Source organism: Serinicoccus sediminis (assembly GCF_004153545.1).
Taxonomy (GTDB): Bacteria; Actinomycetota; Actinomycetes; order Actinomycetales; family Dermatophilaceae; genus Ornithinicoccus; species Ornithinicoccus sediminis_A.
Map to the genome: position 1 here is coordinate 1 of NZ_SDVA01000010.1, position 21,357 is coordinate 21,357.

The following is a 21,357-nucleotide window of genomic DNA, read 5'->3' on the forward strand; positions in this document are numbered from 1 at the left end:
CGAACCCGGAAGCTAAGCCTGACAGCGCCGATGGTACTGCACTGGGAACGGTGTGGGAGAGTAGGACACCGCCGGACCACCCTTCACGAAAGGGCCCGCCCACCAGGGCGGGCCCTTTCGCATGCCCACCGGCCGATGGGCCCGGCGGACCTGCCAGACTGAGCATCCCAGCCTGCTACCGAGAGGACCTCCCCGTGAACCAGGACCGACGCCCGCCCGCGCCCGGCCGGGGGGACGACGACAGGTCGCGGCGGAGCCCGCTCGACCGCGGTGAGCGTCCGCAGCGAGGCGATCGTCCGCAGCGGGACGGCGGGGACCCGCGCCGGGGACGAGGCCCGTCGGACCGGGACCGGCGCGACGACGGTCGTGGCCGTCGGGGGGAGCGGCGCGGACGTGACGAGGGTGGCGCGCGCCGCGGTTCCGACCGGTCCACCGGGGGAGACCGCCCCGACGTGCGCCGGCCGCCCCGCATCCCGGAGCCGCCGCTGCCCGAGGACGCCGACGCGGGCGGGCTCGACCGCTCCCTGCGCGCCGAGCTGCGCACCCTGAGCAAGGAGAACGCCGAGGGCGTCGGCGGCCACCTCGTCATGGTGGGGCGGTTGCTCGACGCCGAGGACTTCGACCTGGCCCTGGCGCACGCCGAGGCGGCGGCCCGCCGCGCCGGCCGCGTGGCGGGTGTGCGGGAGACCCTCGGCATCGTCTACTACCGGCGCGGTGAGTGGGCCAAGGCCCTGGCCGAGTTCCGCACCGCCCGCAGGCTCAGTGGGTCCCAGCACCTGCTGCCGCTCATGGCCGACGTCGAGCGCGGTCTGGGCCGTCCGGAGCGCGCCGTCGAGCTCGCCGCATCGCCCGAGGCCGCCCAGCTGGCGGCGGCCGAGCAGGTTGAGCTGGCCATCGTCGTCACCGGTGCGCGCGCCGACCTGGGCCAGCACGCGGCGGCGGTCCAGCAGATCGAGAGGCTGGCCCAGGCCAGCACGGCCCGTCAACCATGGGCAGCCCGGGTCCGGTACGCGTACGCGGCCGCGCTGGAGGGCGTCGGCCGCAGCGACGAGGCGATGCAGTGGTACGCCCGCGCCGCGGAGGTGGATGTCCACGGTGAGACGGACGCTGCCGAGCGGCTGGGCACCAGCGACGAGACCTGGGTGGTCGACCTGGGCGACGACGACGGGCCGGAGTCCGCGGCGGAGCGCCCGCGGACGGGCCCGTCGCGCCCGGACCAGAGCCGCCGGCCGCCGGGGTCGCCGTGATCCGCGGCCTCCTCTGCGACCTCGACGGGGTCGTCTACCGCGGCGACGAGGCGTGCCCGGGCGCCGTCGAAGGCCTGCAGCGGGCGAGGGACGCCGGCGTCGACGTCCTGTTCATGACCAACAACGCCTCACGGACCCCTGAGGTGGTCGCCCGTCAGCTGACGGCGCTGGGCGTGCGCGCGGAGGAGCACGAGATCCTCACCGCCTCGCAGGTCGCGGCGCAGGTGCTGCGGGAGGAGCACCCGGAGCTGGTGGGGTCCGTCCCCGTGCTCGCGGTGGGTGGTGAGGGTGTCGCGCACGCGTTGCGCGCCGCCGGTTTCGAGGTCACCACCCCCGAGGCCGTGGCTGCGGCCGCCGCGGACGGTGGTCCGCCCGGGCTGGGCGCCGTCGTCCAGGGCTACGGTCCCGACCTGGGGATCACCGACCTCACGGAGGCCGCCTACGCCATCCGGGCCGGCAGCCCGTGGTTCGCGACCAACGACGACGCCACCCTGCCCACCGCCCGAGGCCTCGCCCCGGGCAACGGCTCGCTCGTAGCAGCCGTGGCGCACGCCACGGGACACCGGCCGACGGTCGTCGGCAAGCCGCACCAGCCGGCCTACACGGTGGGGCTCGAGCGGCTCGGCCACGCGCGCGAGGAGACCCTCATGGTCGGGGACCGGCTCGACACCGACATCGCCGGTGCCCGGGCCGCCGGCCTGACCAGCGCGCTGGTGCTGACCGGGGTGTCCGGCCAGGACGAGGCCGAGCGGGCGCCCGAGGAGCAACGCCCGGACCACGTCGTGCGCACCCTCGTCGACCTGGCCGACCTGTGGGGCGAGTCGTGAGCACGGGAGCACAGGACGAGGGCGCCGCCGTCGACGTGCCCGATCCGCGGACGGACCTCCCCGCCGTCCCGACCACCGGCGACGACCAGGTGGACGCCACGCTACGGACCCTGCGGCAGGAGCTGGACCGGGGCGACCCCGGTGCGGCCGCGGACGCCCTCGCCGCGGCCCACCGGTCGCTCCAGGCACGGCTCACGAGCCCGGAGGTCGACGAGCCGGGTTCGCCGGGGGCCAGGCCGCGACCACGGTGAGCAGCCGCCTGGACCAGGCCCTCGTCGCCCGCGGTCTGGCCACGAGCCGTACCCAGGCCCAGCTCCTCGTCCGTGACGGTCTGGTGCGGGTGCGGGGCCGCGTCGTCCGGCGTCCCGCGCACCAGGTCGGCGATGCCGACGTGGTCACGGTGCACGGGTCGGGCGCCGGCACGGAGGCCGCGTGGGTGCGACAGGGCTGGGTCGGCCGCGGCGCGGTCAAGCTGGCGCACGCGCTCGACTCCTGGCCCGACGTCGCCCGGCGCGCCGTGGGCTGCCGAGCCCTGGACGTGGGGGCGTCCACAGGGGGCTTCACCCAGGTGCTGCTCGAGCACGGGGCCGGGTCCGTGGTCGCGCTCGACGTGGGACACGACCAGCTCGCGCCCGCTCTGCGCGACGACCCGCGCGTGGCGGACCGGTCCGGTCTCTCCGTCCGGGACGCCACCCCGGTGGACCTGGGAGGCCCGTTCGCGGTGGTCGTCGGGGACCTGTCGTTCATCTCGCTGTCCGTCGTCCTGCCGCACCTGGCGTCGCTCGCCGCGCCCCACGCCGACCTCGTGCTCCTCGTGAAGCCGCAGTTCGAGGTGGGCGCGCAGGCCCTCGGTCGCGGCGGCGTCGTGCGCTCGGCGGAGCAGCGTGAGCGGGTCCTGCGCCGGCTGGACGCCGAGGCACGAGGTCTCGGGCTGAGCCCGCAGGACCTCCTGCGCTCCCCGCTGCGTGGCGGCAGCGGCAACGTCGAGTACCTGTGGTGGCTGCGCCGGTGCGCCCACCCGGGGCCGGGTCCGGGTCAGGAAGGCATGATGGGCTGTGCACCCGGGCCGGCGGACATGACGGCCCTGATCAGGGCCCGAGCACAGGAGGACGGATGAGCCGACGGATCATGCTCGTGACCCACCCGACGCGCTCGGACGTGCCGCACCTCGCGAGCCGCTTCGCCGAGCTCCTGGGCCGGCATGGGATCGAGGTGGAGGTCGTGCCCGAGGCCGACCCCACGCACCAGGTCGTCGGTGACAGCGAGGTGGTCGCCCTCAAGAGCCCGGTGCCCGCGCACGTCGACGCGACCGGGTACGAGCTCGTCGTGGTGTTCGGCGGCGACGGCACCATCCTGCGCGGGGCGGAGATCGCGCGACCCGCCGGGACGCCCCTGCTGGGCGTGAACCTGGGACGCGTCGGCTTCCTGGCCGAGGCCGAGAAGGACGACATCGAGGCCATCGTCGCCCGCATCGTCGACCGCGACTACCTCGTCGAGCGGCGGATGACCCTCGAGGTGGACGTCGTCCACCACGGTCGGGTCGTCTGCCACAACTGGGCCCTCAACGAGGCCAGCGTGGAGAAGTCGGCCCGCGAACGCATGCTCGAGCTGGCCGTCGAGGTGGACGGCCGCCCGCTGTCCACCTGGGGGTGCGACGGGGTCGTCATGTCCACCCCGACCGGGTCCACCGCCTACGCCTTCTCCGGTGGCGGCCCCATCCTGTGGCCCGACGTGCAGGCCCTGCTCGTCGTGCCCATCTCCGCGCACGCCCTCTTCGCCCGCCCGGTGGTCCTCGGACCGGACACCCACCTGGCGGTCGAGGTGGTGCCGAACAGCCACGTCACCGGGGTGATGTGGTGCGACGGCCGCCGCACCGTGGAGCTGCCCCCCGGCGCCCGGATCGAGGTCCGCCGGTCGGCCACCCCCGTCCTGCTGGCGCGGATGGGCACCGGCCCGTTCACCGACCGCCTCGTCGCGAAGTTCGCGCTCCCGGTCTCCGGCTGGCGCGGTCCCGCGGGGGGTCAGTCCGAGGCGACGGCGTGACCCTGCGCCGCATCCGGCTCCAGCAGCTCGGCGTCATCGAGGAGGCCGAGCTCGACCTGGCCCCCGGCCTCAACGTCATCACCGGCGAGACGGGTGCCGGCAAGACGATGGTCGTCAGCGGCCTCGGGCTGCTGCTGGGTGCGCGGGCCGACGTCGGTCTCGTGCGCGCCGGCGCCACCCGGGCCGTCGTCGAGGGTGAGGTCGACGTGACCCCCGACCACCCGGCCTCCCACCGGGTGGAGGAGGCCGGCGGGGACGTGGCGGACGGGCTCATCCTGGTGCGCTCCGTGGCCGCCGAGGGCCGCTCCCGCGCGAGCGTGGGCGGACGCAGCGCTCCGGTCTCGGTGCTGGGCGAGGTGGGGGAGCACCTCGTCGCGGTCCACGGCCAGGCGGACCAGTGGCGGCTCCGCGACGCCGAGCAGCATCGGGTGCTGCTCGACGCCGCCGGCGGTCCCGACCTCGCCACCGCGGCGCAGGAGTATGCGGTGGCCTGGGAGGCCTGGCAGCACGCCCGGTCCCGGTGGGCCGAGCTGACCAGGACCAGCACCGAGCGGTCGTTGCGGGTGGCCGCGCTGCGCACCGCGGTGGAGCAGATCGAGCAGGTCGACCCGGCTGCGGGGGAGGAGGTCACGCTGCGGGCGGAGGCGGAGCGGCTCACCTATGCCGAGGAGCTGCGCAGGGCCGCCCACGACGCCCACGAGGCGCTCGTCGGGGCGGACCCGGCCACCGGCGCCGTCGACGGCCCGTCGGTGGCCGGGCTGCTGGGTGCGGCCAGCGCCGCGCTGACCCCCGCCTCCGACCACGACGAGGAGCTGGCCGCCCTGCTGGCCCGGGTGCAGGACCTCCTCTACCTCGCGACCGACCTCGGCCCCGACCTGGCCGGCTACGCCTCCGGGGTCGAGGTCGACCCGGAGCGGCTGGAGGCGGTGCACGCGCGCCGCGCGGAGCTCGGCGGTCTGCTGCGGCGGTACGGCTCGAGCACCGAGGAGGTCCTGGCCTTCGGCCAGCGGGCGGCGGCCGAGCTGGACGAGATCGACGTCACCGACGAGGACCTGGCCGAGCTGCGCGAGGAGGTCGGCCGGCTGGGGCAGGAGGTCGGGCGGCGGGGGGCCGCGCTGGGGGCGGCCCGTCGACGCACCGCCGAGCGGGTCGCCACCCAGGTCACCGAGGAGCTCGCTCACCTCGCGATGGGGTCGGCGACCGTCTCCATCGACGTCGCGCACCGCCCGGCCGGTGCCGGGTCGACGGATGCGGCGGTGGACCCGCCTTCCTCGGCCCCGGGGCCAGAGCCGGTGGTGGAGCTGCCGGACGGCACCCTCGTCCGCGCCGCGCGCTCGGGACTGGACACCGTGGAGATCCGGCTGGCGGCCAACCCGGGGGCGCCGGCCCGGTCGGTCACCCGGGCGGCCTCGGGGGGCGAGCTCTCCCGGGTCATGCTGGCGCTGGAGCTCGTGTGCGGCGACGGGACGGTCCCCACCTACGTCTTCGACGAGGTCGACGCCGGGGTCGGGGGAGCGGCGGCGCTGGACCTCGGGGCCCGGCTGGCCCGCCTGGCGCGCTCCTCCCAGGTGGTCGTCGTGACGCACCTGGGGCAGGTGGCCGCCTACGCCGACCGCCACCTCGTCGTGCGCAAGAGCACCGACGGGCAGGTCACGAGCAGCGGGGTGAGCGTCGTCGAGGGGGACGAGCGCGAGGCGGAGCTGGCCCGCATGCTCGGGGGTGTCGCCGACTCCGACGCGGCCCTGCAGCACGCACGGGAGCTGCTCTCCCGCCGTGCGACCATTGACGCCGGATGAGCACCAGGCGTCGAGCTGCCCCCCGCCACGCCGGTCCCGTCGCGGGGCCGGTGCGCGTCGACGCGCGCACCAAGCGGCTGACGGCCCGGCTGCAGGCGGGTGACGTCGCCGTCATCGACCACGCCGACCTCGACCAGGTGAGCGCCGCCGCGCTCGTGGCCTGCGCCCCCGCGGCCGTGGTCAACGCGGCGGCCTCGACCACGGGTGCGTACCCCAACATGGGCCCGCAGATCCTCCTGGACGCGGGCATACCCCTGCTGGACGCCGCCGGGGCGGACGTCATGGCCCTGCCCGAGGGCGCGACGGCGACCGTGTCCGGGGAGCAGGTGCTCATCGAGGGCGCGGTCGTGGCGGAGGGGACCCGGATGACCCGGGAGCTGGTGCGGGACCAGCAGGAGCGGGCCCGCAGCAACCTCTCGGAGCAGATCGAGGCCTTCTCGCACAACACGATGGAGTACGTCCGCGCCGAGCGGGAGCTGCTCCTCGACGGCATCGGCGTGCCCGACCTGCGCACCAGCTTCACCGGCCGCTACGCCCTGGTCGTCGTGCGCGGCTACCACTACAAGGAGGACCTGCAGACACTGCGGCCGTTCCTGCGCGAGGCCCGGCCGGTCCTCATCGGGGTGGACGGCGGGGCCGACGCGCTGCTGGAGATGGGGCACACCCCCGACCTCGTCGTGGGTGACATGGACTCCGTCTCCGACGCGGCCCTCACCTGCGGTGCCGAGCTCGTGGTGCACGCCTACCGTGACGGCCGCGCCCCCGGCCTGGAGCGGGTGGAGGCGCTGGGGGTGGACGACGCCGTCGTGCTGCCGGCGCCCGGCACGAGCGAGGACATCGCCATGCTGCTGGCCGACGAGCTCGGTGCCGAGCTCATCGTGGCGGTCGGCACGCACGCCACGCTCGTGGAGTTCCTCGACAAGGGCCGGCAGGGGATGGCCAGCACCTTCCTCACCCGGTTGCGGGTCGGCAGCAAGCTGGTGGACGCCAAGGGGGTGAGCCTGCTCTACCGCTCCCGCATCCCGACGGTGTCGCTCGTCTGGCTGGTGCTGGCAGGTCTCCTGGCCCTGCTCGTGGCGCTCGCCGTCACCCCTGGTGGCAGGGCCCTGCTGGGGGTGCTGGCCGTACGATGGGACGACGTCTGGGCCTGGATGGAGGGGCTGTTCTCACCGTGATCGACTTCCGCTACCACCTCGTCTCGCTGGTCGCGGTCTTCATCGCCCTGGCGGTCGGGATCGTGCTCGGCGCCGGTCCGCTGCGGGAGGGGATCTCGGACACCATCGACGAGGAGGTCGCCCAGCTGCGGACCGAGCGCACCGAGCTGCGCACCGAGCTGGACGTCCGGTCCCGGCAGGCCGCCGCCAAGGACGAGGCGGTCGCCCTGCTCAGCCCGCGCGGCGTGGCCGGCACCCTCAACGGCACCCGGGTGGGCCTGGTCGTGCTGCCCGGGGCCGACCGCAACCACGTGGCCCTCCTGGAGGACCGGCTGGGCGAGGCCGGCGGTGCCGTGGTGCTCCAGGTCGAGGTCGACGGGTCCTTCGACGCCGCCGAGCTCGACGCCGGGGTCGTCGAGCGGCTCGCGACCACGCTGGAGGTGCCGGAGGCCCGCGGCCTGGACGACGGCAGCATCGGAGCCCTGCTGGGGGCCACCCTGGCCGGCGCGGACCGCGAGGGCGACGTCGGGGCCTGGCTGGCGGCCGCCGAGCGCCTGGAGGACGAGGGGCTGCTCGACCTGCGCTGGCAGCAGCCGGACGCGCAGGTGACCGACCGGCGCCCCCCCGACGCGCTCATGGTCGTGGGCGGGGGGCTGCCGGTGGCCGACGGCGACGACGTCGACCCTGACGCGGAGACGCGGTTGCGCACCCGTCTCGACCTCGTCCGTGCGCTCGCGGCGCTGGGGCAGCCGCTCGTCGTCGCGGCGGCCGGGACGGAGACCGACGCGCTGGCCGAGGGCGGTGGCGAGGACGGCCTGGTCGGGGCGGTCCGGGACGACGGTGCCCTGCGTGACGACGTCTCGACGGTCGACGACCTGGAGAGCCACAGCGGACGGGCCGCGGCGGTGCTCGCCGTGGCCTGGGAGCTGCAGGAGGAGGCGGGGCACTACGGGCTGGGTGAGGGTGCCGAGGCCCCGGTGCCGGCGCCACCGCCGCTGCGCCTCGGCACGACCCCCGGCACGGCGGAGCGGGCCCCCGCGCCCGAGCCGGTGCCGGACGACGCCGAGACCACGTCGGACCCGTGAGCGGGGCCCGTCCGCAGGGCCGCCCACCGAGGCCCGGCGTCGTGCTGCCCGCCGCCGCGGTGGTCACCGCCGGCGTGGCCTGGCTGGACCGGCGCGGCGCCCTGCCCGGTGGCGGGCGGCGGTGGGTGCGCCTCAACCACCGCGGGGTCGAGGTCACCCTCGTCGAGGGCGTCGCCGTGGCGCTGGGCACCGCCACGCCGCTCGCCGTCGTGGAGCCGGCCTCGGCCGCGGTCGTCCTGCTGGCCGCCGGCGCCGGCGCGGTCGACGACCTGGGCGGTGACGGCGGCGTCAAGGGCCTGCGCGGCCACCTCGGGGCGCTGCGGCACGGCACGGTCACCACCGGCGTCCTCAAGATCGGTGTGCTGGGCGCCGCGGGGCTGCTGGCCGCCTGCTCGGTCGACCGGGACCGGGGACGGGGACGGCATACCCTCGCGGCCGCGGGGCTCGTCGCCGGTGCCGCCAACCTGGCCAACCTCCTCGACCTGCGCCCCGGCCGGGCGCTCAAGGCCGGGCTGCTCGTGGGCCTGCCCCTCGCGGGCGGTCAGCCGGCCGCAGCCGCCTGCACCGGTGCTGCGCTCGTGGCCCTGCCCGAGGACCTGCGCAGCCGGAGCATGCTCGGCGACACCGGCGCCAACGCCCTGGGCGCGGCGCTCGGGGTCGCGGCCGCGCGCCGGCTGTCACCGCGGGGGCGGTGGGCCTGGCTGGGGGTCGTCACCGCACTCACCCTCCTCAGCGAGCGGGTGAGCTTCTCCCGCGTCATCGACGCGACCCCGGGGCTGCGGCAGCTGGACCGCTGGGGCCGCGAGTGACCCCGCCGGGGCCGAGCACCCGGATCGCCGGCCAGGGGCTGCTGGCCGCGGCTGGGGTCGTCGCGGCCACGACGTTGCTCGCCCGGGTGGCCGGGGTCGCGCGGTGGGTGGCCTTCTCCGAGGCGGTGGGGACCACCTGCCTGGGCGGGGTCTACGTCACGGTCAACCAGGTCCCCAACGTCCTGTTCGAGATCGCCGCCGGTGGTGCGCTCGCCGCCGTGGCGGTGCCCCTGGTCGCGCGGCACCTGCAGGCGGGCGACGAGGAGCAGGCGGACCGGACCGCGTCGGCGCTGCTCGGCTGGGCCCTGCTCGTCCTCGTCCCGCTCACCCTCCTGGCGGCGTTGCTCGCCGGGCCGCTCACCACGGCGCTGCTGACCTCCACCGGCGCCGGCGGCTGCGACCCGGTGGCGGCGGAGCGGGCGGGTCGTCTCATGCTGCTCCTCTTCGCGCCGCAGGTGGTGCTCTACGGCGTCGGCATCGTGCTGACCGGCGTGCTGCAGGCGCACCGCCGCTTCCTCGCCGCGGCGGTGGCCCCGCTGCTCTCCAGCGTCGTGGTCATCGCCGTCTACCTCGCGGTCGGCGCCACCGTCGACGCGGACGTCCCGCTGGCCCAGGTGCCCGACCGCACCCTGCTCCTGCTGGCCGGCGGCACCACGCTCGGGGTGGCCGCCCTCAGCCTGCCGCTGCTCCTGCCCGTCGCCCGGGCCGGGGTGCGCTGGCGACCGACGCTGCGCTTCCCGCCCGGTGCGGGACGCGCGGCCGGCGCGCTGGCCCTCGCCGGGGTGGTGACCGTGGGGGCCCAGCAGGTCTTCACCGTCGCCGTGCTGGTCGTCGCCAACAGCACCGGCGTCGGCGGCATCACCGTCTGGACCTACGCCCAGACGGTCTACCTGCTCCCGTACGCCGTGCTGGTGGTCCCGCTGGCGACCGCCGCCTTCCCCCGCCTGGTGGGCGAGGCGCAGCAGACCCGGCCGGTGCTGCGGCGGACGGTGACAGCTGTCGTGGTGGCGGGGGTGGCGGGGGCCGCGGCTCTCGTCGCGGCGCGGGCGGAGGTGGGCGCCGCCTTCCTGGCTCTCGACGCCGGTGCCGAGGGGGCGGGGCAGGAGGCGCTGCAGGCCCTCCCTGCCGCCCTGGCCACCCTCGCGCCCGGCCTCGTCGGCTTCGGGCTCGTCGCGTTGCTCACCCGGGCGCTCTACGTCGTCGGGCGGCCACGGGCGGCGGCGGCCGGGGCTGCCTCCGGCTGGGTCCTGGCGGCCGTGGTGGGTCTGGCCGGGGCGCAGACGGCGGCCCGAGAAGGGGTCACCGGGGTCCTGGTCCTGCTGTCCGCCGCGTCGTCGGTGGGCATGCTCGTCTCCGCGCTGGTCCTCGCGTGGTCGGTGCGGCGGGCCTGGGGCGCCGACGCGCTCGCCGGGCTGCCCCGCGCCCTGCTCGTGTCGCTGGCGGGTGGCGTCGTCGGGGTGCTGCTGGCGGGTCTGCTGCCGGGCGCTCCCGCCGGTCTGGCCGGTGCGGTCGGCCTGGGCGTGGTGCGTGGCCTGCTGGCCCTGGCCGCGGTCCTCGGTCTCGTGCTGCTGCTCGACCGGGAGGCGGCGGCACCGATCCGGGACCGGCTCCGACGGCGGGCCGGTCGCGGGTGAGGAGCGTGTCATGAGGGTGCTGCTCGTGGTCGGTGTCGTCGGTGGCGGAGTGGGCCGCCACGTGCGACAGCTGGCGGAGGACCTCGTGTCCAGCGGGCACCAGGTGGTGGTCGCCTGCCCGGAGGTCGTGGCCGACCGGTTCGACCTCGCCGCCACCGGGGCCACGGTGCGGCCGGTCGAGGTCGGCGTCGCCGCACCACCGGCCTGGGCCCGCGCCCTCTCGGGTCTGCGCGTGCTGGCGCGCGGGGCCGACGTGGTGCACGCCCACGGTGTCCGCGCCGGAGCGGCTGCGGCCCTCGCCGCGGGCGGCGGCCGGCGGGGGACACCTCCGCCCGGCGACGCGGCTTCATCCCCGCGGACCCCCGTCGTGGTCACGAGCCACAACGGCCCACCCTCCGGGCGCTCCGCAGGCCTGGTGTATGCCGTGCTCGAGGCCGCCGTCTGCCGCCGGGCCGACCTCGTCCTCGGGGTCTCCGCGGACCTGGTGGAGCGGGCCCGCAGGCGCGGGGCCCGGGCGACGCTGCTCGCCGTCGTGCCGTCCACGGCCGCCGCGCCGACGACCGACGCGCAGCGGCACGACGCGGCGCGCACGCTGCGGGCCGAGCTCGGGGTGGCGCCCACCGCCGCCGTCGTCCTCACCGCCGGCCGGCTGGCGGAGCAGAAGCGGGTGGACCTGCTCGTCGAGGCCCACCGGCGGCTGGTGTCCGAGGCCCGGCCGGGTGACGCGCCGGTGCTCATCGTCGCGGGCGACGGCCCGCTCGCCGGCGAGCTGCGGGAGCAGGCGGCCCGGGGTGGGGGAGAGGTGCGCTTCCTCGGGCACCGCGACGACGTGCCGGCGCTGCTCGCGGCGGCGGACGTGGTGGTGTCGTCGGCGGACTGGGAGGGGCAACCGCTGGTCCTGCAGGAGGCGCTGGCCGCGGGCGCACCCCTGGTCGCCACGGACGTGGGGGGCACGGCCGACCTCCTGGACGGTGCCGGGGTCCTGGTCCCGGCGGGTTCGCCGGGGGCGCTGGCCCGGGCCGTCTCCGGCCTGCTGGCCGACCCGGCGGCCCGGGCAGACCTGTCCGCCCGGGCCCGGGCCCGCGCCGACCGGCTGCCCTCCCGGCAGGACGCGCTCGACGCCGTGCTCACGGCATACCGCGCCGTGCTGCCTCCCCCGGTCGCCTGAGCTCCGGCCCTCCCGACCCCGCGCCGGGACGCCGCCGTGACCCGCCCGACCCCCTCGCGCCACGCCCGGTGACCACCCCTGCCACCGTCGCCGACGGTGTCACGTAGACTGCAAGCCCGTGGCGGAGACGACGACGAAGCACATCTTTGTGACCGGAGGCGTCGCCTCCTCGCTGGGGAAGGGACTGACGGCCTCCAGCCTGGGGTTCCTGCTCCGCAGCAGGGGGCTGCGGGTGACGATGCAGAAGCTCGACCCCTACATCAACGTCGACCCGGGCACGATGAACCCCTTCCAGCACGGGGAGGTGTTCGTCACCGAGGACGGCGCGGAGTGCGACCTCGACATCGGGCACTACGAGCGCTTCCTCAACACCGACCTGTGGGGCCGGTCCAACGTCACCACCGGGCAGATCTACAACGACGTGATCGCCAAGGAGCGCCGCGGCGACTACCTCGGCGACACGGTCCAGGTCATCCCGCACATCACCAACGAGATCAAGGCCCGGATGCGGGCCGCCGCCGACCGTCCGCCCGGGGAGCGCCCGGACATCATCATCACCGAGGTCGGGGGGACCGTCGGCGACATCGAGTCGCTGCCGTTCCTCGAGGCCGCCCGGCAGGTGCGGCACGACATCGGCCGGGCGAACTCCTTCTTCCTGCACGTCTCGCTGGTGCCCTACCTCGCGCCCAGCGGCGAGCTGAAGACCAAGCCGACGCAGCACTCGGTGGCGGCGCTGCGGCAGGTCGGCATCACCCCGGACGCGCTGGTCCTGCGGGCCGACCGGGAGATCCCCGAGGGCATCAAGCGCAAGATCTCGATGATGTGCGACGTCGACTCCGACGCCGTGGCGGCCGCCGTGGACGCGCCGTCCATCTACGACATCCCCAAGGTGCTGCACTCGGAGATGCTCGACGCGTATGTCGTGCGGCACCTCGGCATGCCGTTCCGGGACGTCGACTGGTCGGCCTGGGACGCGCTGCTCGAGCGGGTGCACGAGCCGGAGCACCGCGTCGAGATCGCGCTCGTCGGCAAGTACGTCGACCTGCCGGACGCCTACCTGTCGGTCACCGAGGCCATGCGGGCCGGCGGGTTCCGCCACGACGCCAAGGTCGACATCCGCTGGGTGCCCTCGGACGAGTGCCGCACCGAGGCCGGGGCGGCCAGGGCGCTCGGCGGGGTGGACGCCATCCTGGTGCCCGGCGGCTTCGGGGTGCGCGGCATCGAGGGCAAGATCGGGGCGCTGCGCTGGGCCCGCGAACGGCAGGTCCCGACGCTCGGCATCTGCCTGGGTCTGCAGGCCATGGTCATCGAGCACGCGCGGCACGTCGCGGGCATCGACGGCGCGAGCTCCACGGAGTTCGACCCGGACACCCCCGCGCCGGTCATCGCGACGATGGAGGAGCAGAAGTCCTTCGTCGAGGGCGCGGGTGACCTGGGCGGGACCATGCGCCTCGGGTCCTACCCGGCCGTCCTCACCGAGGGGTCGATCGTGGCGGAGTCCTACGGGACCACCGAGGTGACCGAGCGGCACCGGCACCGCTACGAGGTCAACAACGGCTTCCGCGACCAGCTCGGGGCCGCCGGGCTGGTCTTCAGCGGCCAGTCGCCGGACGGCGGCCTGGTCGAGTTCGTCGAGCTGCCGCGCGAGGTGCACCCCTACTACGTCGCCACCCAGGCGCACCCCGAGTTCAAGTCCCGCCCGGACCACGCGCACCCGCTCTTCGCCGGGCTCGTCGCGGCGGCGCTGGACGCGCAGCGCAGCCAACGGCTGGTCGAGGTCGAGCGCCAGCGCCACCACGAGCTGCCCGACTGATGACGCTCTCCGCACCCCGCCTGGACCTCACCCAGCTCGTCGACCTGCCCGGGTCGCGCCGCGTCCGGCACTCCGAGGTCGCGATGCACGGCGCCGTCTGGGACGTCCACCGTGACGAGGTCGAGCTCGACGACGGCCCGGCGAGCCGGGAGTACGTCCACCACACCGGGGCCGTCGCTGTCCTGGCCGTCCGCGAGGACCGGGGCGCGCCGGAGATCTTCGTCATCCGCCAGTACCGCCACCCCATCGCCGCCGAGGACTGGGAGGTCCCGGCCGGGCTGCTGGACGTCGAGGGCGAGCCGCCGGTGGAGGCGGCGCGCCGCGAGCTGGCCGAGGAGGCGGACCTGCGGGCCGAGCACTGGGAGCCACTGGTCTCGTTCACGCCGTCCCCGGGCGGCCTGGACGAGACGATCCACGTCTTCGTCGCCACCGGGCTCGCCGACGTGCCCGAGTCGCAGCGGCACGCCCGTGAGGGCGAGGAGGCGGGTATGCCGTCCGGCTGGGTCCGCCTGGACGACGCGGTGACCGCGGTGCTCACCGGGCAGGTGCACAACGGTCCGCTCATGCTGTCGGTCCTGGCGCTGCATACCCGCCGGTCCTGAGGGAGGCCACCGGCGCGTCCCGACGCGCCGACCCCCCACCGTGCTCCCGACGAGGGGATGTGTCAGGCTGACGTGACGTCAGGCGGGGGACCGTCACCGTCATCGTCGGCAAGGGAGCAGACATGTCACCACTCGTCCTGCGCAGCGCGATCATCGCGGCCCTGGGGGGTCTGCTGTTCGGCTTCGACACGGCCGTCATCTCGGGCACCACCTCGGACCTGACCGAGGTGTTCGGGCTGTCCGGCTTCGCGCTCGGCTTCACCGTCGCCACGGCCCTCATCGGGACCGTCATCGGGGCCGCCTACGCCGGGCTCGGCAAACCGGCCGACCGCTTCGGCCGCAAACCGGTGCTCATCGTCATCGGGGTGCTCTACGTGGTCTCGGCGCTCGGCAGCGCCCTGGCGACCGACTGGGTCGTCTTCATGGTGTTCCGCTTCGTCGGCGGTCTCGGGGTCGGGGCCGCCACCTCGGTGGCGCCCATCTACAACGCCGAGGTCGCGCCGCCGCGGCACCGGGGCCGTCTCGTCGGGCTCTTCCAGTTCAACATCACGGTGGGCATCCTGCTGGCCTACGTCTCCAACTTCGCCATCCTCAACCTCTTCCCGGAGGAGACCGCGTGGCGGTGGATGTTCGGGGCGGAGGCGCTGCCGGCGCTGGTCTTCGCGCTGCTGGTGTTCCTCGTCCCCGAGAGCCCGCGGTGGCTCATGGCGGTGGGCCGCGACGACGAGGCCCGCGAGGTCATCGAACAGCTCTCCTCCGACGAGGAGGAGGCGCGGGTGCAGCGCGAGGAGATCAAGGAGGCGCTCGAGGTCGAGGGCGACAGCGCCAAGGTGCCGTTCTTCACCCAGGGGCACCGGAAGGTCATCCTGCTGGCCTTCGCGATCGCCGCCTTCAACCAGCTGGGTGGCATCAACGCGGTGCTCTACTACGCCCCCTCGATCTTCGAGAGCGCCGGGCTCGGCGAGAGCGCGGCCTTCCTCAACAGCGCCGGCGTGGGGCTGGTGAACCTGCTGGCCACCATCCTGGCGCTGACCCTGATCGACAGGGTCGGGCGACGCTTCCTCATGCTGGTCTGCTCGGCCGGCTACGTCCTGACGCTCGGTCTGCTGACCGTGCTGTTCTTCGCCTACGAGGGCAGCTTCAGCGGGGTCACGAGCGGGCTCGTGGTCGCCAGCACGATGCTCTTCGTCGGGGTGCACGCCTTCGGCCAGGGCGCGGTCATCTGGGTCTTCATCGCCGAGATCTTCCCCAACGCCATCCGGGCGCGCGGTCAGTCCTTCGGGGCGCTCACCCACTGGACCTTCGCCGCCGCGATCTCCTGGTCGTTCCCGGCGATCGCCGGTGGTCTCGGTGGCGGGGCCGCCTTCCTGCTCTTCTTCCTCGGCGGGGTCGCCATGACGGTGTGGACCATCAAGGTCATGCCGGAGACGAAGGGCATCCCGCTGGAGGAGATGCAGGAGAAGCTCGACCTGTCCGGCAGCGCCGCCATGGAGGCGCGGTAGGGAGCACCTCGCCCGGGCGTCGGCGCGGCTGGGCTCCTGCCGGCCCGGTCGACGCCCGTGGTCTCCCCCTCAGAGGGGGATGACGGTGACCCCGAGCAGCCAGCTGAGCAGCTGGGCGCCGGCCGTCAGGAGGAACGAGCCGAGCAGCAGGACGGCGAAGCCGTAGCCACCCGTCGACCGCTGCTGCGGTGCCGGCGTGCGGTGGTCGCGCCAGCCGCCCTCCTCCCAGATCGCGTAGGCCAGCACCCCCAGGCCCGCCGGCAGGCCGATCAGCCAGAACCAGAACCACCGGGTGCCGTGCACCGGGGCGCGCCCGAACACGACGCGCAGCAGCATGCTGAGCGCCAGGACGAGACCCAGCAGGCCGTGCGCCTGGGCGACCGAGCCCCGCCCGGACGCCGCGACCGTGGAGGGCAGCCCGCTGGTCACCAGCTCCGCCTCGATCCACTCCATCTCCGACTCCGTCCAGGACCCCCAGCCGGTCGTGCTCAGCGCCAGGCGGTCCGGGACCACCAGGCGCGGCCGTGAACCGGCCACGGTGTAGACCACGACGGCCGTGCCGGTGCGCACATCCTCCACGGACGCCGGGGCCAGATCCTGTCCCGTCCACCACCCGGCGGTCGAGGAGCTCACCCCTCCGGGCCGGTCCGCGACCAGCTCGAAGCTGGTCATCCTGCCGTACGACAGGTCCTCCACCGCCTGGCTGTGGTGGACCAGCTGATGACCGCCCAGGAGCGACAGCAGGGCCCACGCCGCCCAGAGCAGGATGACCGCGATGCCGGCGATGCGGCGGGCCCACCGGTCAGCACCCTGGCGACGGCCCGGCGCCCCGCGACCCCGGGCCGGCTCGGGGGAGGCATACCCCGGTCCCTGCCCGGCACGCGTCGTGGCCACCCGATCGTCCCGCCCTCGATCCGTGCCTCAGGGTGGCACGGCATCCCGCCCGCGGCAGGTCGACGCGGCCCGCTCCGGTGCCGGACGTCGCCCGTCGACCCGTAGACTGGTCCCGTTCCCGGGGCGGAGTGACGACCCGCCGGGGTGGACGAGGACCGAGGCGCAGGCATACCTCGCGACCGTGACACCCGCCCGGGGCCGCGCGTCCGGCGAGACCGACGAGAGGCCGAGGTCCCCTCGGCGAAGGTGTGGTGGCACCGCGACCTGGCCCCCGCCCACACCTCCCGGGCTGCCTTGGCGGGCCGGGTCGTCGCATCGACAGATCCTCCGGCGCGCCGCACCGAGAGGAGAGATCATGCTTCGCACCCACGAGTCGGGCACCCTGCGGCCCGAGCACGTCGGCCAGACCGTCACCCTCACCGGCTGGGTGGCCCGACGCCGCGACCACGGCGGCGTCGCCTTCATCGACCTGAGGGACGCCAGCGGCGTCGTCCAGGTCGTCGCGCGTGACGAGGTGCTGACCGGCACCGCGCACGACCTGCGCAGCGAGTACTGCGTCAAGGTCGTCGGTGAGGTCACCGCCCGTGCCGAGAAGGACGTCAACCCCGAGCTGCCGACCGGGGGCATCGACGTCGTCGCCACGGAGATCGAGGTGCTCAGCGCCTCGGCGCCGTTGCCCTTCCAGATCGACGAGCGGGTCAGCGTCGGCGAGGAGGCGCGGCTGCGCCACCGCTACCTCGACCTCCGCCGGCCCGGTGCCGGCGCGGCGGGTCAGAACCTGCGCCTGCGCTCGAAGGTCAACGCCGCCGCCCGCACCGTGCTCGCCGAGCGCGACTTCGTCGAGGTCGAGACGCCGACCCTGACGCGGTCGACCCCGGAGGGCGCCCGCGACTTCCTCGTGCCGGCGCGCCTGCAGCCGGGCAGCTGGTACGCCCTGCCGCAGAGCCCGCAGCTGTTCAAGCAGCTGCTCATGGTGGCCGGCATGGAGCGCTACTACCAGATCGCCCGGTGCTACCGGGACGAGGACTTCCGGGCCGACCGGCAGCCGGAGTTCACCCAGCTCGACATCGAGATGAGCTTCGTCGAGCAGGACGACGTCATCGAGCTCGGCGAGGCCGTCGCGGCCGCCGTGTGGCGGACCATCGGGGTCGAGCTCACGACGCCCTTCCCGCGGATGACGTATGCCGAGGCCATGCGGCGCTACGGGTCGGACAAGCCGGACCTGCGGTTCGGGGTCGAGCTCGTCGAGTGCACCGACTACTTCGCGGAGACACCGTTCCGGGTGTTCCAGGCCGAGTACGTCGGGGCGGTCGTCATGCCCGGCGGGGGCAGCCAGCCGCGACGCCAGTTCGACGCGTGGCAGGAGTGGGCCAAGCAGCGGGGCGCCAAGGGCCTTGCCTACGTCACCGTGGGCGAGGACGGCACGCTGGGCGGACCGGTGGCCAAGAACCTCACGGACGCCGAGCGGGACGGGCTCGCCGCCCACGTGGGTGCCGAGCCCGGGGACTGCGTCTTCTTCGCCGCCGGCGCCACCAAGGCCTCCCGTGCCCTGCTGGGCGCGGCGCGCCAGGAGATCGCCGAGCGGGTCGGGCTGGTGGACGAGGACGCGTGGAGCTTCCTCTGGGTCGTCGACGCGCCGCTGTTCGAGCCGGCCGGCGACGCCGTCGCCGCGGGGGACGTGGCCGTCGGCGCCGGGGCCTGGACCGCGGTGCACCACGCCTTCACCTCGCCCAAGGCGGAGTTCCTCGACTCCCTGGAGGAGGACCCGGGCGCCGCGCTGGCCTACGCCTACGACCTGGTGTGCAACGGCAACGAGATCGGGGGCGGGTCCATCCGTATCCACCGCCGCGACGTGCAGGAGCGCGTCTTCGCCATCATGGGGCTCTCCCCGGAGCAGGCGCAGGAGAAGTTCGGGTTCCTCCTGGAGGCGTTCAAGTTCGGCGCCCCGCCGCACGGTGGGATCGCCTTCGGCTGGGACCGCATCGTCGCGCTGCTCGCCGGCACGGACTCCATCCGCGACGTCATCGCCTTCCCCAAGTCGGGGGGTGGCTTCGACCCGCTGACCGCCGCACCGGCGCCCATCACGCCGGAGCAGCGCAAGGAGGCGGGTGTGGACGCCGAGCCGGAGCCGGAGCAGCCCGAGACCGCCTGAGACCGCCTGAGACCTGGTGGCCGGCTGCGAGGTGGAGCGGCCGGCCACGGGGCCTGCGTTCGAGCAGGGTCGCCCGGACGGTAGGAGTTCTAGGTCTGGGCAGCCGGCCAGATGATGGCCCACGAGGCGGGTCAGGGTGACGGGGGCGCCGGACCGGCCTCCGGTCCGCCCCGCCCCTGCCCAGCGGCGGCCGACACCGACCCCACGGCGGGCGACATCGGCCCCGCGGCGGGCGACACACGCCCGGCGGCGGGCGACACCGGCCCCTGCGCGCCATGGCCGTTTTGCCCGACCCGCGGCGAGATCCTCGGGAGCACAGCGCTCGCACGGAGGTAGAGGGTCGGGGGCACGGCGGCCTGCCGGGGACGCTCGCGGGCCTGGTTGCAGCGCTGGCACAACCCCTGTCCGTTGCTGAGATCGGTCGAACCGCCGTCTCGGTGCCGGACCCGGTGGTCGACGTGCCGGATGGGAGCGCCGCACCACGGCGTCCGGCAGGAGCGGTCCCGGCTGACGACGAGCGCCCGCTGCGCCTCGCTGAAGAACCGTCGACGGCTGTCCCGCGCGAAGACCTCTCCCGAGAGCGGGTCGGCGTACAACCGGCGGACGAAGACCCGGGCAGCGGTGACGTCGGCGTCGGGCAGCGAGCCGTCGTCGGAGAGTGGGCCGTCGGCGGGTAGCGAGCCGTCGTCGGAGAGTGGGCCGTCGGCGGTCAGCGAGCCGTGGTCCTGCCGCCGGCCCTCCGGCACCCCGTGCGCCCGGAAGCACGACGCCTTCGTGCAGCGGGGCTCGTCCTGACAGGGCCTGCCGACGTCGCCGTCAGGCGTGGGCCCACCCGGTCGCCGTGTGGCTGCCTCCCGGTCGCGTGGCGTCAACAGGTCTCGGGCCGTCTGCGCCGGGAGCGGCCCGTAGCCGTCGAGGTGCGCAGCCACCGTGTCGCCGGCCATGAGCGAGGCATCGGTCATGACCAGGCTGAGGTCGATGTCGGGCAGTCGGCCCGGGTCCCGCCCGGTGACGTGGGCGTAGAGCGTGTCGGCCATGATCTTGCCCTGGCTCCGTGGGTCGCCGGAAGCGCGGAGCAGCTCGGCGTGACGCTTGAGCGCGGCATACACCGCGACGCCCTGGGCCGCCGGAAGCATGGCGGAGACCACGCACATGACGTCGGGCGCGGGGCGCATGGACACGTAGGCGTCCTCGGCCGCCCGGGCGGCGCGGCGCACGTGGGCCTGCGGGTCCAGCTCGTCGACGAGGGCGGTCACCGTGGCACGCAGCTGCTGGGTGGACAGCCCGGCGAGCCGGCCGACGAGCTGCTCGTCGACGAGCCTTCGGTCCTCCGGCGACAGGCACGCCGTGGCCCGGGTGAGGGTCTCGGCCTGGTGACCGTCGATGACGCCGCCGGCCAGGGCCGCCAGGGTCGACGGCGTCTCGCGGGCGAGCGCCCGCGAGCAGGCCAGGCGGTTCGAGGAGCGGGCCGGGGACGCCTTGCTCGCCACCGCCAGGTCGTCGGCGACCCCCGATCCGACGAGCGCGGGTGCACCCCCTCCGCCGCCTGCTGCCGCCGCTGCGACCGGTCGAACTCGTCCGACAGCACGGCATGTGCCGCCGCGGACGCGCGGTTGAGATCCTCGAGCGCCCGGACCAGCTCGAGTCGCTCGGCGTCAGACGCGTCCGGCCGGGGCAGCGCGAGACGATGAGCCAGCGCCCGGATCTCGGCGCACCCCGCGGCCTCTCCTGTCGACGACGGCTCCTCGGCCGACCACACATGGTTCGACACGTCCCCCACCCCCTCGATGGCTTCTGCCTCCAGTTCATCGAACAGATGTTCGACATGCAAGGGTGGTGAGCGGTCGTTTTGGGGATCGCCTCAGGCGAGCATCCGGGAGTGCCAGGCGCGCGCCGTGCGGTAGCCGAGCCGGGCGTAGACCGTCCTGGCGGCCGCGTTGTCGCTGAACATCCCTAGCGTGCAGGCCCCGTGACCCGCCAGCGCCCACCGCGTGAGGGCCGCGCTGACCACCGTCGCGAGCCCGGTGCCGCGGTACCGCGTCGAGGTGACGATCCCGGCCAGGTGCGGGACGCCGGTCGGCTCCCGCTCGGCCCCGCCGACGGCGAGCAGATCTCCGTCGGGCCCGCGCAGGCCGACCCAGTGGTGCACCCGCCCGGTCCCGATCTCGGTCCACACGCGAGGGTTGTGGGTGTGGGTGAACGCCTCCAGCTCGGCGGCGTCCGCCCGGTCGTCGAGGTGTATGACGTGCCGCTCGCGCGGGTCGACGCGCGGCACCACGGTGGTCCACATCCAGTCCCAGTCACCTCCGTCAGCGAGGTCGAGGACGTCGTGCGCGACGGCGGCGTGCTCGCGCGGCACGGAGACCGCGCGGGCTCCCAGCCGCACGAGGTGGCCGTCGTCCCGCAGCCGGCACAGGGCCGCCCGCACACGGGCCGCCTCGTCCGCCATCGCACCCGGCCGCAGCGGCGCCACCCAGAACCCCGGCCGGTCACCGAGCCGCTGCACGAGCGCGACGCCCTCGTGCACCCATACCTCCCCGTGCAGCGGGTCGGGGAGCGCCCACCGCACCCACGGGTCGTCGCCGGACAGCGTGAGCAGCTGGGCGTGCGCGGTCAGTCGGTCCACGGCGT

Annotated in this window: 18 protein-coding genes, 1 rRNA gene and 1 pseudogene; 16 read left to right on the forward strand and 4 right to left on the reverse strand. The window is 75.2% G+C overall.

Features of this window, described 5'->3' with window-relative positions:
* The 15 genes from rrf to EUS26_RS10535 all read left to right on the forward strand — a co-directional run.
* A 5S ribosomal RNA gene (rrf, locus tag EUS26_RS17705) occupies positions 1-77 on the forward strand; the annotation flags it as partial.
* A gap of 375 nt (positions 78-452) precedes the next feature.
* On the forward strand, positions 453-1,247 hold the full coding sequence (locus EUS26_RS10470; RefSeq protein WP_202865117.1) for a tetratricopeptide repeat protein: 795 nt from the start codon (positions 453-455) through the stop codon (positions 1,245-1,247).
* The gene (locus EUS26_RS10475; protein WP_130013792.1) at positions 1,244-2,074 is read left to right on the forward strand and encodes an HAD-IIA family hydrolase; all 831 of its coding nucleotides are present in this window, start codon (positions 1,244-1,246) and stop codon (positions 2,072-2,074) included. The genes EUS26_RS10470 and EUS26_RS10475 overlap by 4 nt, the downstream gene beginning before the upstream one ends.
* The gene (locus EUS26_RS10480) at positions 2,071-2,325 is read left to right on the forward strand and encodes a hypothetical protein (RefSeq protein WP_130013793.1); all 255 of its coding nucleotides are present in this window, start codon (positions 2,071-2,073) and stop codon (positions 2,323-2,325) included. The genes EUS26_RS10475 and EUS26_RS10480 overlap by 4 nt, the downstream gene beginning before the upstream one ends.
* Positions 2,322-3,191: a TlyA family RNA methyltransferase gene (locus EUS26_RS10485; RefSeq protein ID WP_130013794.1), complete on the forward strand. Its 870-nt coding sequence runs from the start codon at positions 2,322-2,324 to the stop codon at positions 3,189-3,191. The genes EUS26_RS10480 and EUS26_RS10485 overlap by 4 nt, the downstream gene beginning before the upstream one ends.
* Positions 3,188-4,117: an NAD kinase gene (locus tag EUS26_RS10490; protein ID WP_130013795.1), complete on the forward strand. Its 930-nt coding sequence runs from the start codon at positions 3,188-3,190 to the stop codon at positions 4,115-4,117. Before EUS26_RS10485 ends, EUS26_RS10490 begins: the two co-directional genes overlap by 4 nt.
* Entirely contained in the window at positions 4,114-5,913 is a 1,800-nt protein-coding gene (gene recN, locus EUS26_RS10495) for a DNA repair protein RecN (protein ID WP_130013796.1), read from the forward strand. The genes EUS26_RS10490 and recN overlap by 4 nt, the downstream gene beginning before the upstream one ends.
* On the forward strand, positions 5,910-7,088 hold the full coding sequence (gene steA / locus EUS26_RS10500; protein WP_130013797.1) for a putative cytokinetic ring protein SteA: 1,179 nt from the start codon (positions 5,910-5,912) through the stop codon (positions 7,086-7,088). The genes recN and steA overlap by 4 nt, the downstream gene beginning before the upstream one ends.
* Positions 7,085-8,152, forward strand: a complete 1,068-nt coding sequence (locus tag EUS26_RS10505) for a copper transporter (RefSeq protein ID WP_165368587.1) — start codon at positions 7,085-7,087, stop codon at positions 8,150-8,152. Before steA ends, EUS26_RS10505 begins: the two co-directional genes overlap by 4 nt.
* Positions 8,149-8,961, forward strand: a complete 813-nt coding sequence (locus tag EUS26_RS10510) for a hypothetical protein (RefSeq protein WP_130013799.1) — start codon at positions 8,149-8,151, stop codon at positions 8,959-8,961. Before EUS26_RS10505 ends, EUS26_RS10510 begins: the two co-directional genes overlap by 4 nt.
* A complete protein-coding gene (locus tag EUS26_RS10515; protein ID WP_165368588.1) occupies positions 8,958-10,595 on the forward strand; it encodes a lipid II flippase MurJ in 1,638 nt (545 codons plus the stop codon). The genes EUS26_RS10510 and EUS26_RS10515 overlap by 4 nt, the downstream gene beginning before the upstream one ends.
* Before the next feature lie 10 nt (positions 10,596-10,605).
* Positions 10,606-11,763 carry a glycosyltransferase family 4 protein gene (locus EUS26_RS10520; RefSeq protein ID WP_130013801.1) on the forward strand — a complete coding sequence of 386 codons (1,158 nt, stop codon included), beginning with the start codon at positions 10,606-10,608 and terminating at the stop codon, positions 11,761-11,763.
* Between the two features lie 118 nt (positions 11,764-11,881).
* The gene (locus tag EUS26_RS10525) at positions 11,882-13,576 is read left to right on the forward strand and encodes a CTP synthase (RefSeq protein WP_130013802.1); all 1,695 of its coding nucleotides are present in this window, start codon (positions 11,882-11,884) and stop codon (positions 13,574-13,576) included.
* Entirely contained in the window at positions 13,576-14,178 is a 603-nt protein-coding gene (locus tag EUS26_RS10530; protein ID WP_130013803.1) for an NUDIX domain-containing protein, read from the forward strand. Before EUS26_RS10525 ends, EUS26_RS10530 begins: the two co-directional genes overlap by 1 nt.
* Before the next feature lie 122 nt (positions 14,179-14,300).
* Positions 14,301-15,680, forward strand: a complete 1,380-nt coding sequence (locus tag EUS26_RS10535; RefSeq protein ID WP_130013804.1) for a sugar porter family MFS transporter — start codon at positions 14,301-14,303, stop codon at positions 15,678-15,680.
* 69 nt (positions 15,681-15,749) lie between these two features.
* Here the strand turns inward: EUS26_RS10535 and EUS26_RS10540 are convergent, their stop codons facing one another.
* Positions 15,750-16,574: a hypothetical protein gene (locus EUS26_RS10540; protein WP_130013805.1), complete on the reverse strand. Its 825-nt coding sequence runs from the start codon at positions 16,572-16,574 to the stop codon at positions 15,750-15,752.
* Between the two features lie 355 nt (positions 16,575-16,929).
* Here EUS26_RS10540 and aspS point away from each other — a divergent pair, with 355 nt between their 5' ends.
* Positions 16,930-18,726, forward strand: a complete 1,797-nt coding sequence (aspS, locus tag EUS26_RS10545; RefSeq protein WP_130013806.1) for an aspartate--tRNA ligase — start codon at positions 16,930-16,932, stop codon at positions 18,724-18,726.
* Positions 18,727-18,857: 131 nt separating this feature from the next.
* On the opposite strand, the gene EUS26_RS17540 is transcribed toward aspS, so the two are convergent.
* The 3 genes and pseudogenes from EUS26_RS17540 to EUS26_RS10555 all read right to left on the reverse strand — a co-directional run bounded on the left by EUS26_RS17540 (position 18,858) and on the right by EUS26_RS10555 (position 21,352).
* Positions 18,858-19,472 carry an HNH endonuclease gene (locus EUS26_RS17540; protein WP_272947961.1) on the reverse strand — a complete coding sequence of 205 codons (615 nt, stop codon included), beginning with the start codon at positions 19,470-19,472 and terminating at the stop codon, positions 18,858-18,860.
* Between the two features lie 141 nt (positions 19,473-19,613).
* A pseudogene (locus EUS26_RS17545) lies at positions 19,614-20,231 on the reverse strand (DUF222 domain-containing protein); the annotation flags it as partial.
* 356 nt (positions 20,232-20,587) lie between these two features.
* The gene (locus EUS26_RS10555) at positions 20,588-21,352 is read right to left on the reverse strand and encodes a GNAT family N-acetyltransferase (RefSeq protein ID WP_130013808.1); all 765 of its coding nucleotides are present in this window, start codon (positions 21,350-21,352) and stop codon (positions 20,588-20,590) included.
* Between the last annotated feature and the right edge of the window lie 5 nt (positions 21,353-21,357).

Coding starts and splice junctions, on each gene's coding strand:
- EUS26_RS10530 (WP_130013803.1), top strand. CDS start 13,576: ATGACGCTCTCCGCACCCCGCCTGGACCTCACCCAGCTCGTCGACCTG.
- EUS26_RS10490 (WP_130013795.1), top strand. CDS start 3,188: ATGAGCCGACGGATCATGCTCGTGACCCACCCGACGCGCTCGGACGTG.
- aspS (WP_130013806.1), top strand. CDS start 16,930: ATGCTTCGCACCCACGAGTCGGGCACCCTGCGGCCCGAGCACGTCGGC.
- EUS26_RS10520 (WP_130013801.1), top strand. CDS start 10,606: ATGAGGGTGCTGCTCGTGGTCGGTGTCGTCGGTGGCGGAGTGGGCCGC.
- steA (WP_130013797.1), top strand. CDS start 5,910: ATGAGCACCAGGCGTCGAGCTGCCCCCCGCCACGCCGGTCCCGTCGCG.
- EUS26_RS10535 (WP_130013804.1), top strand. CDS start 14,301: ATGTCACCACTCGTCCTGCGCAGCGCGATCATCGCGGCCCTGGGGGGT.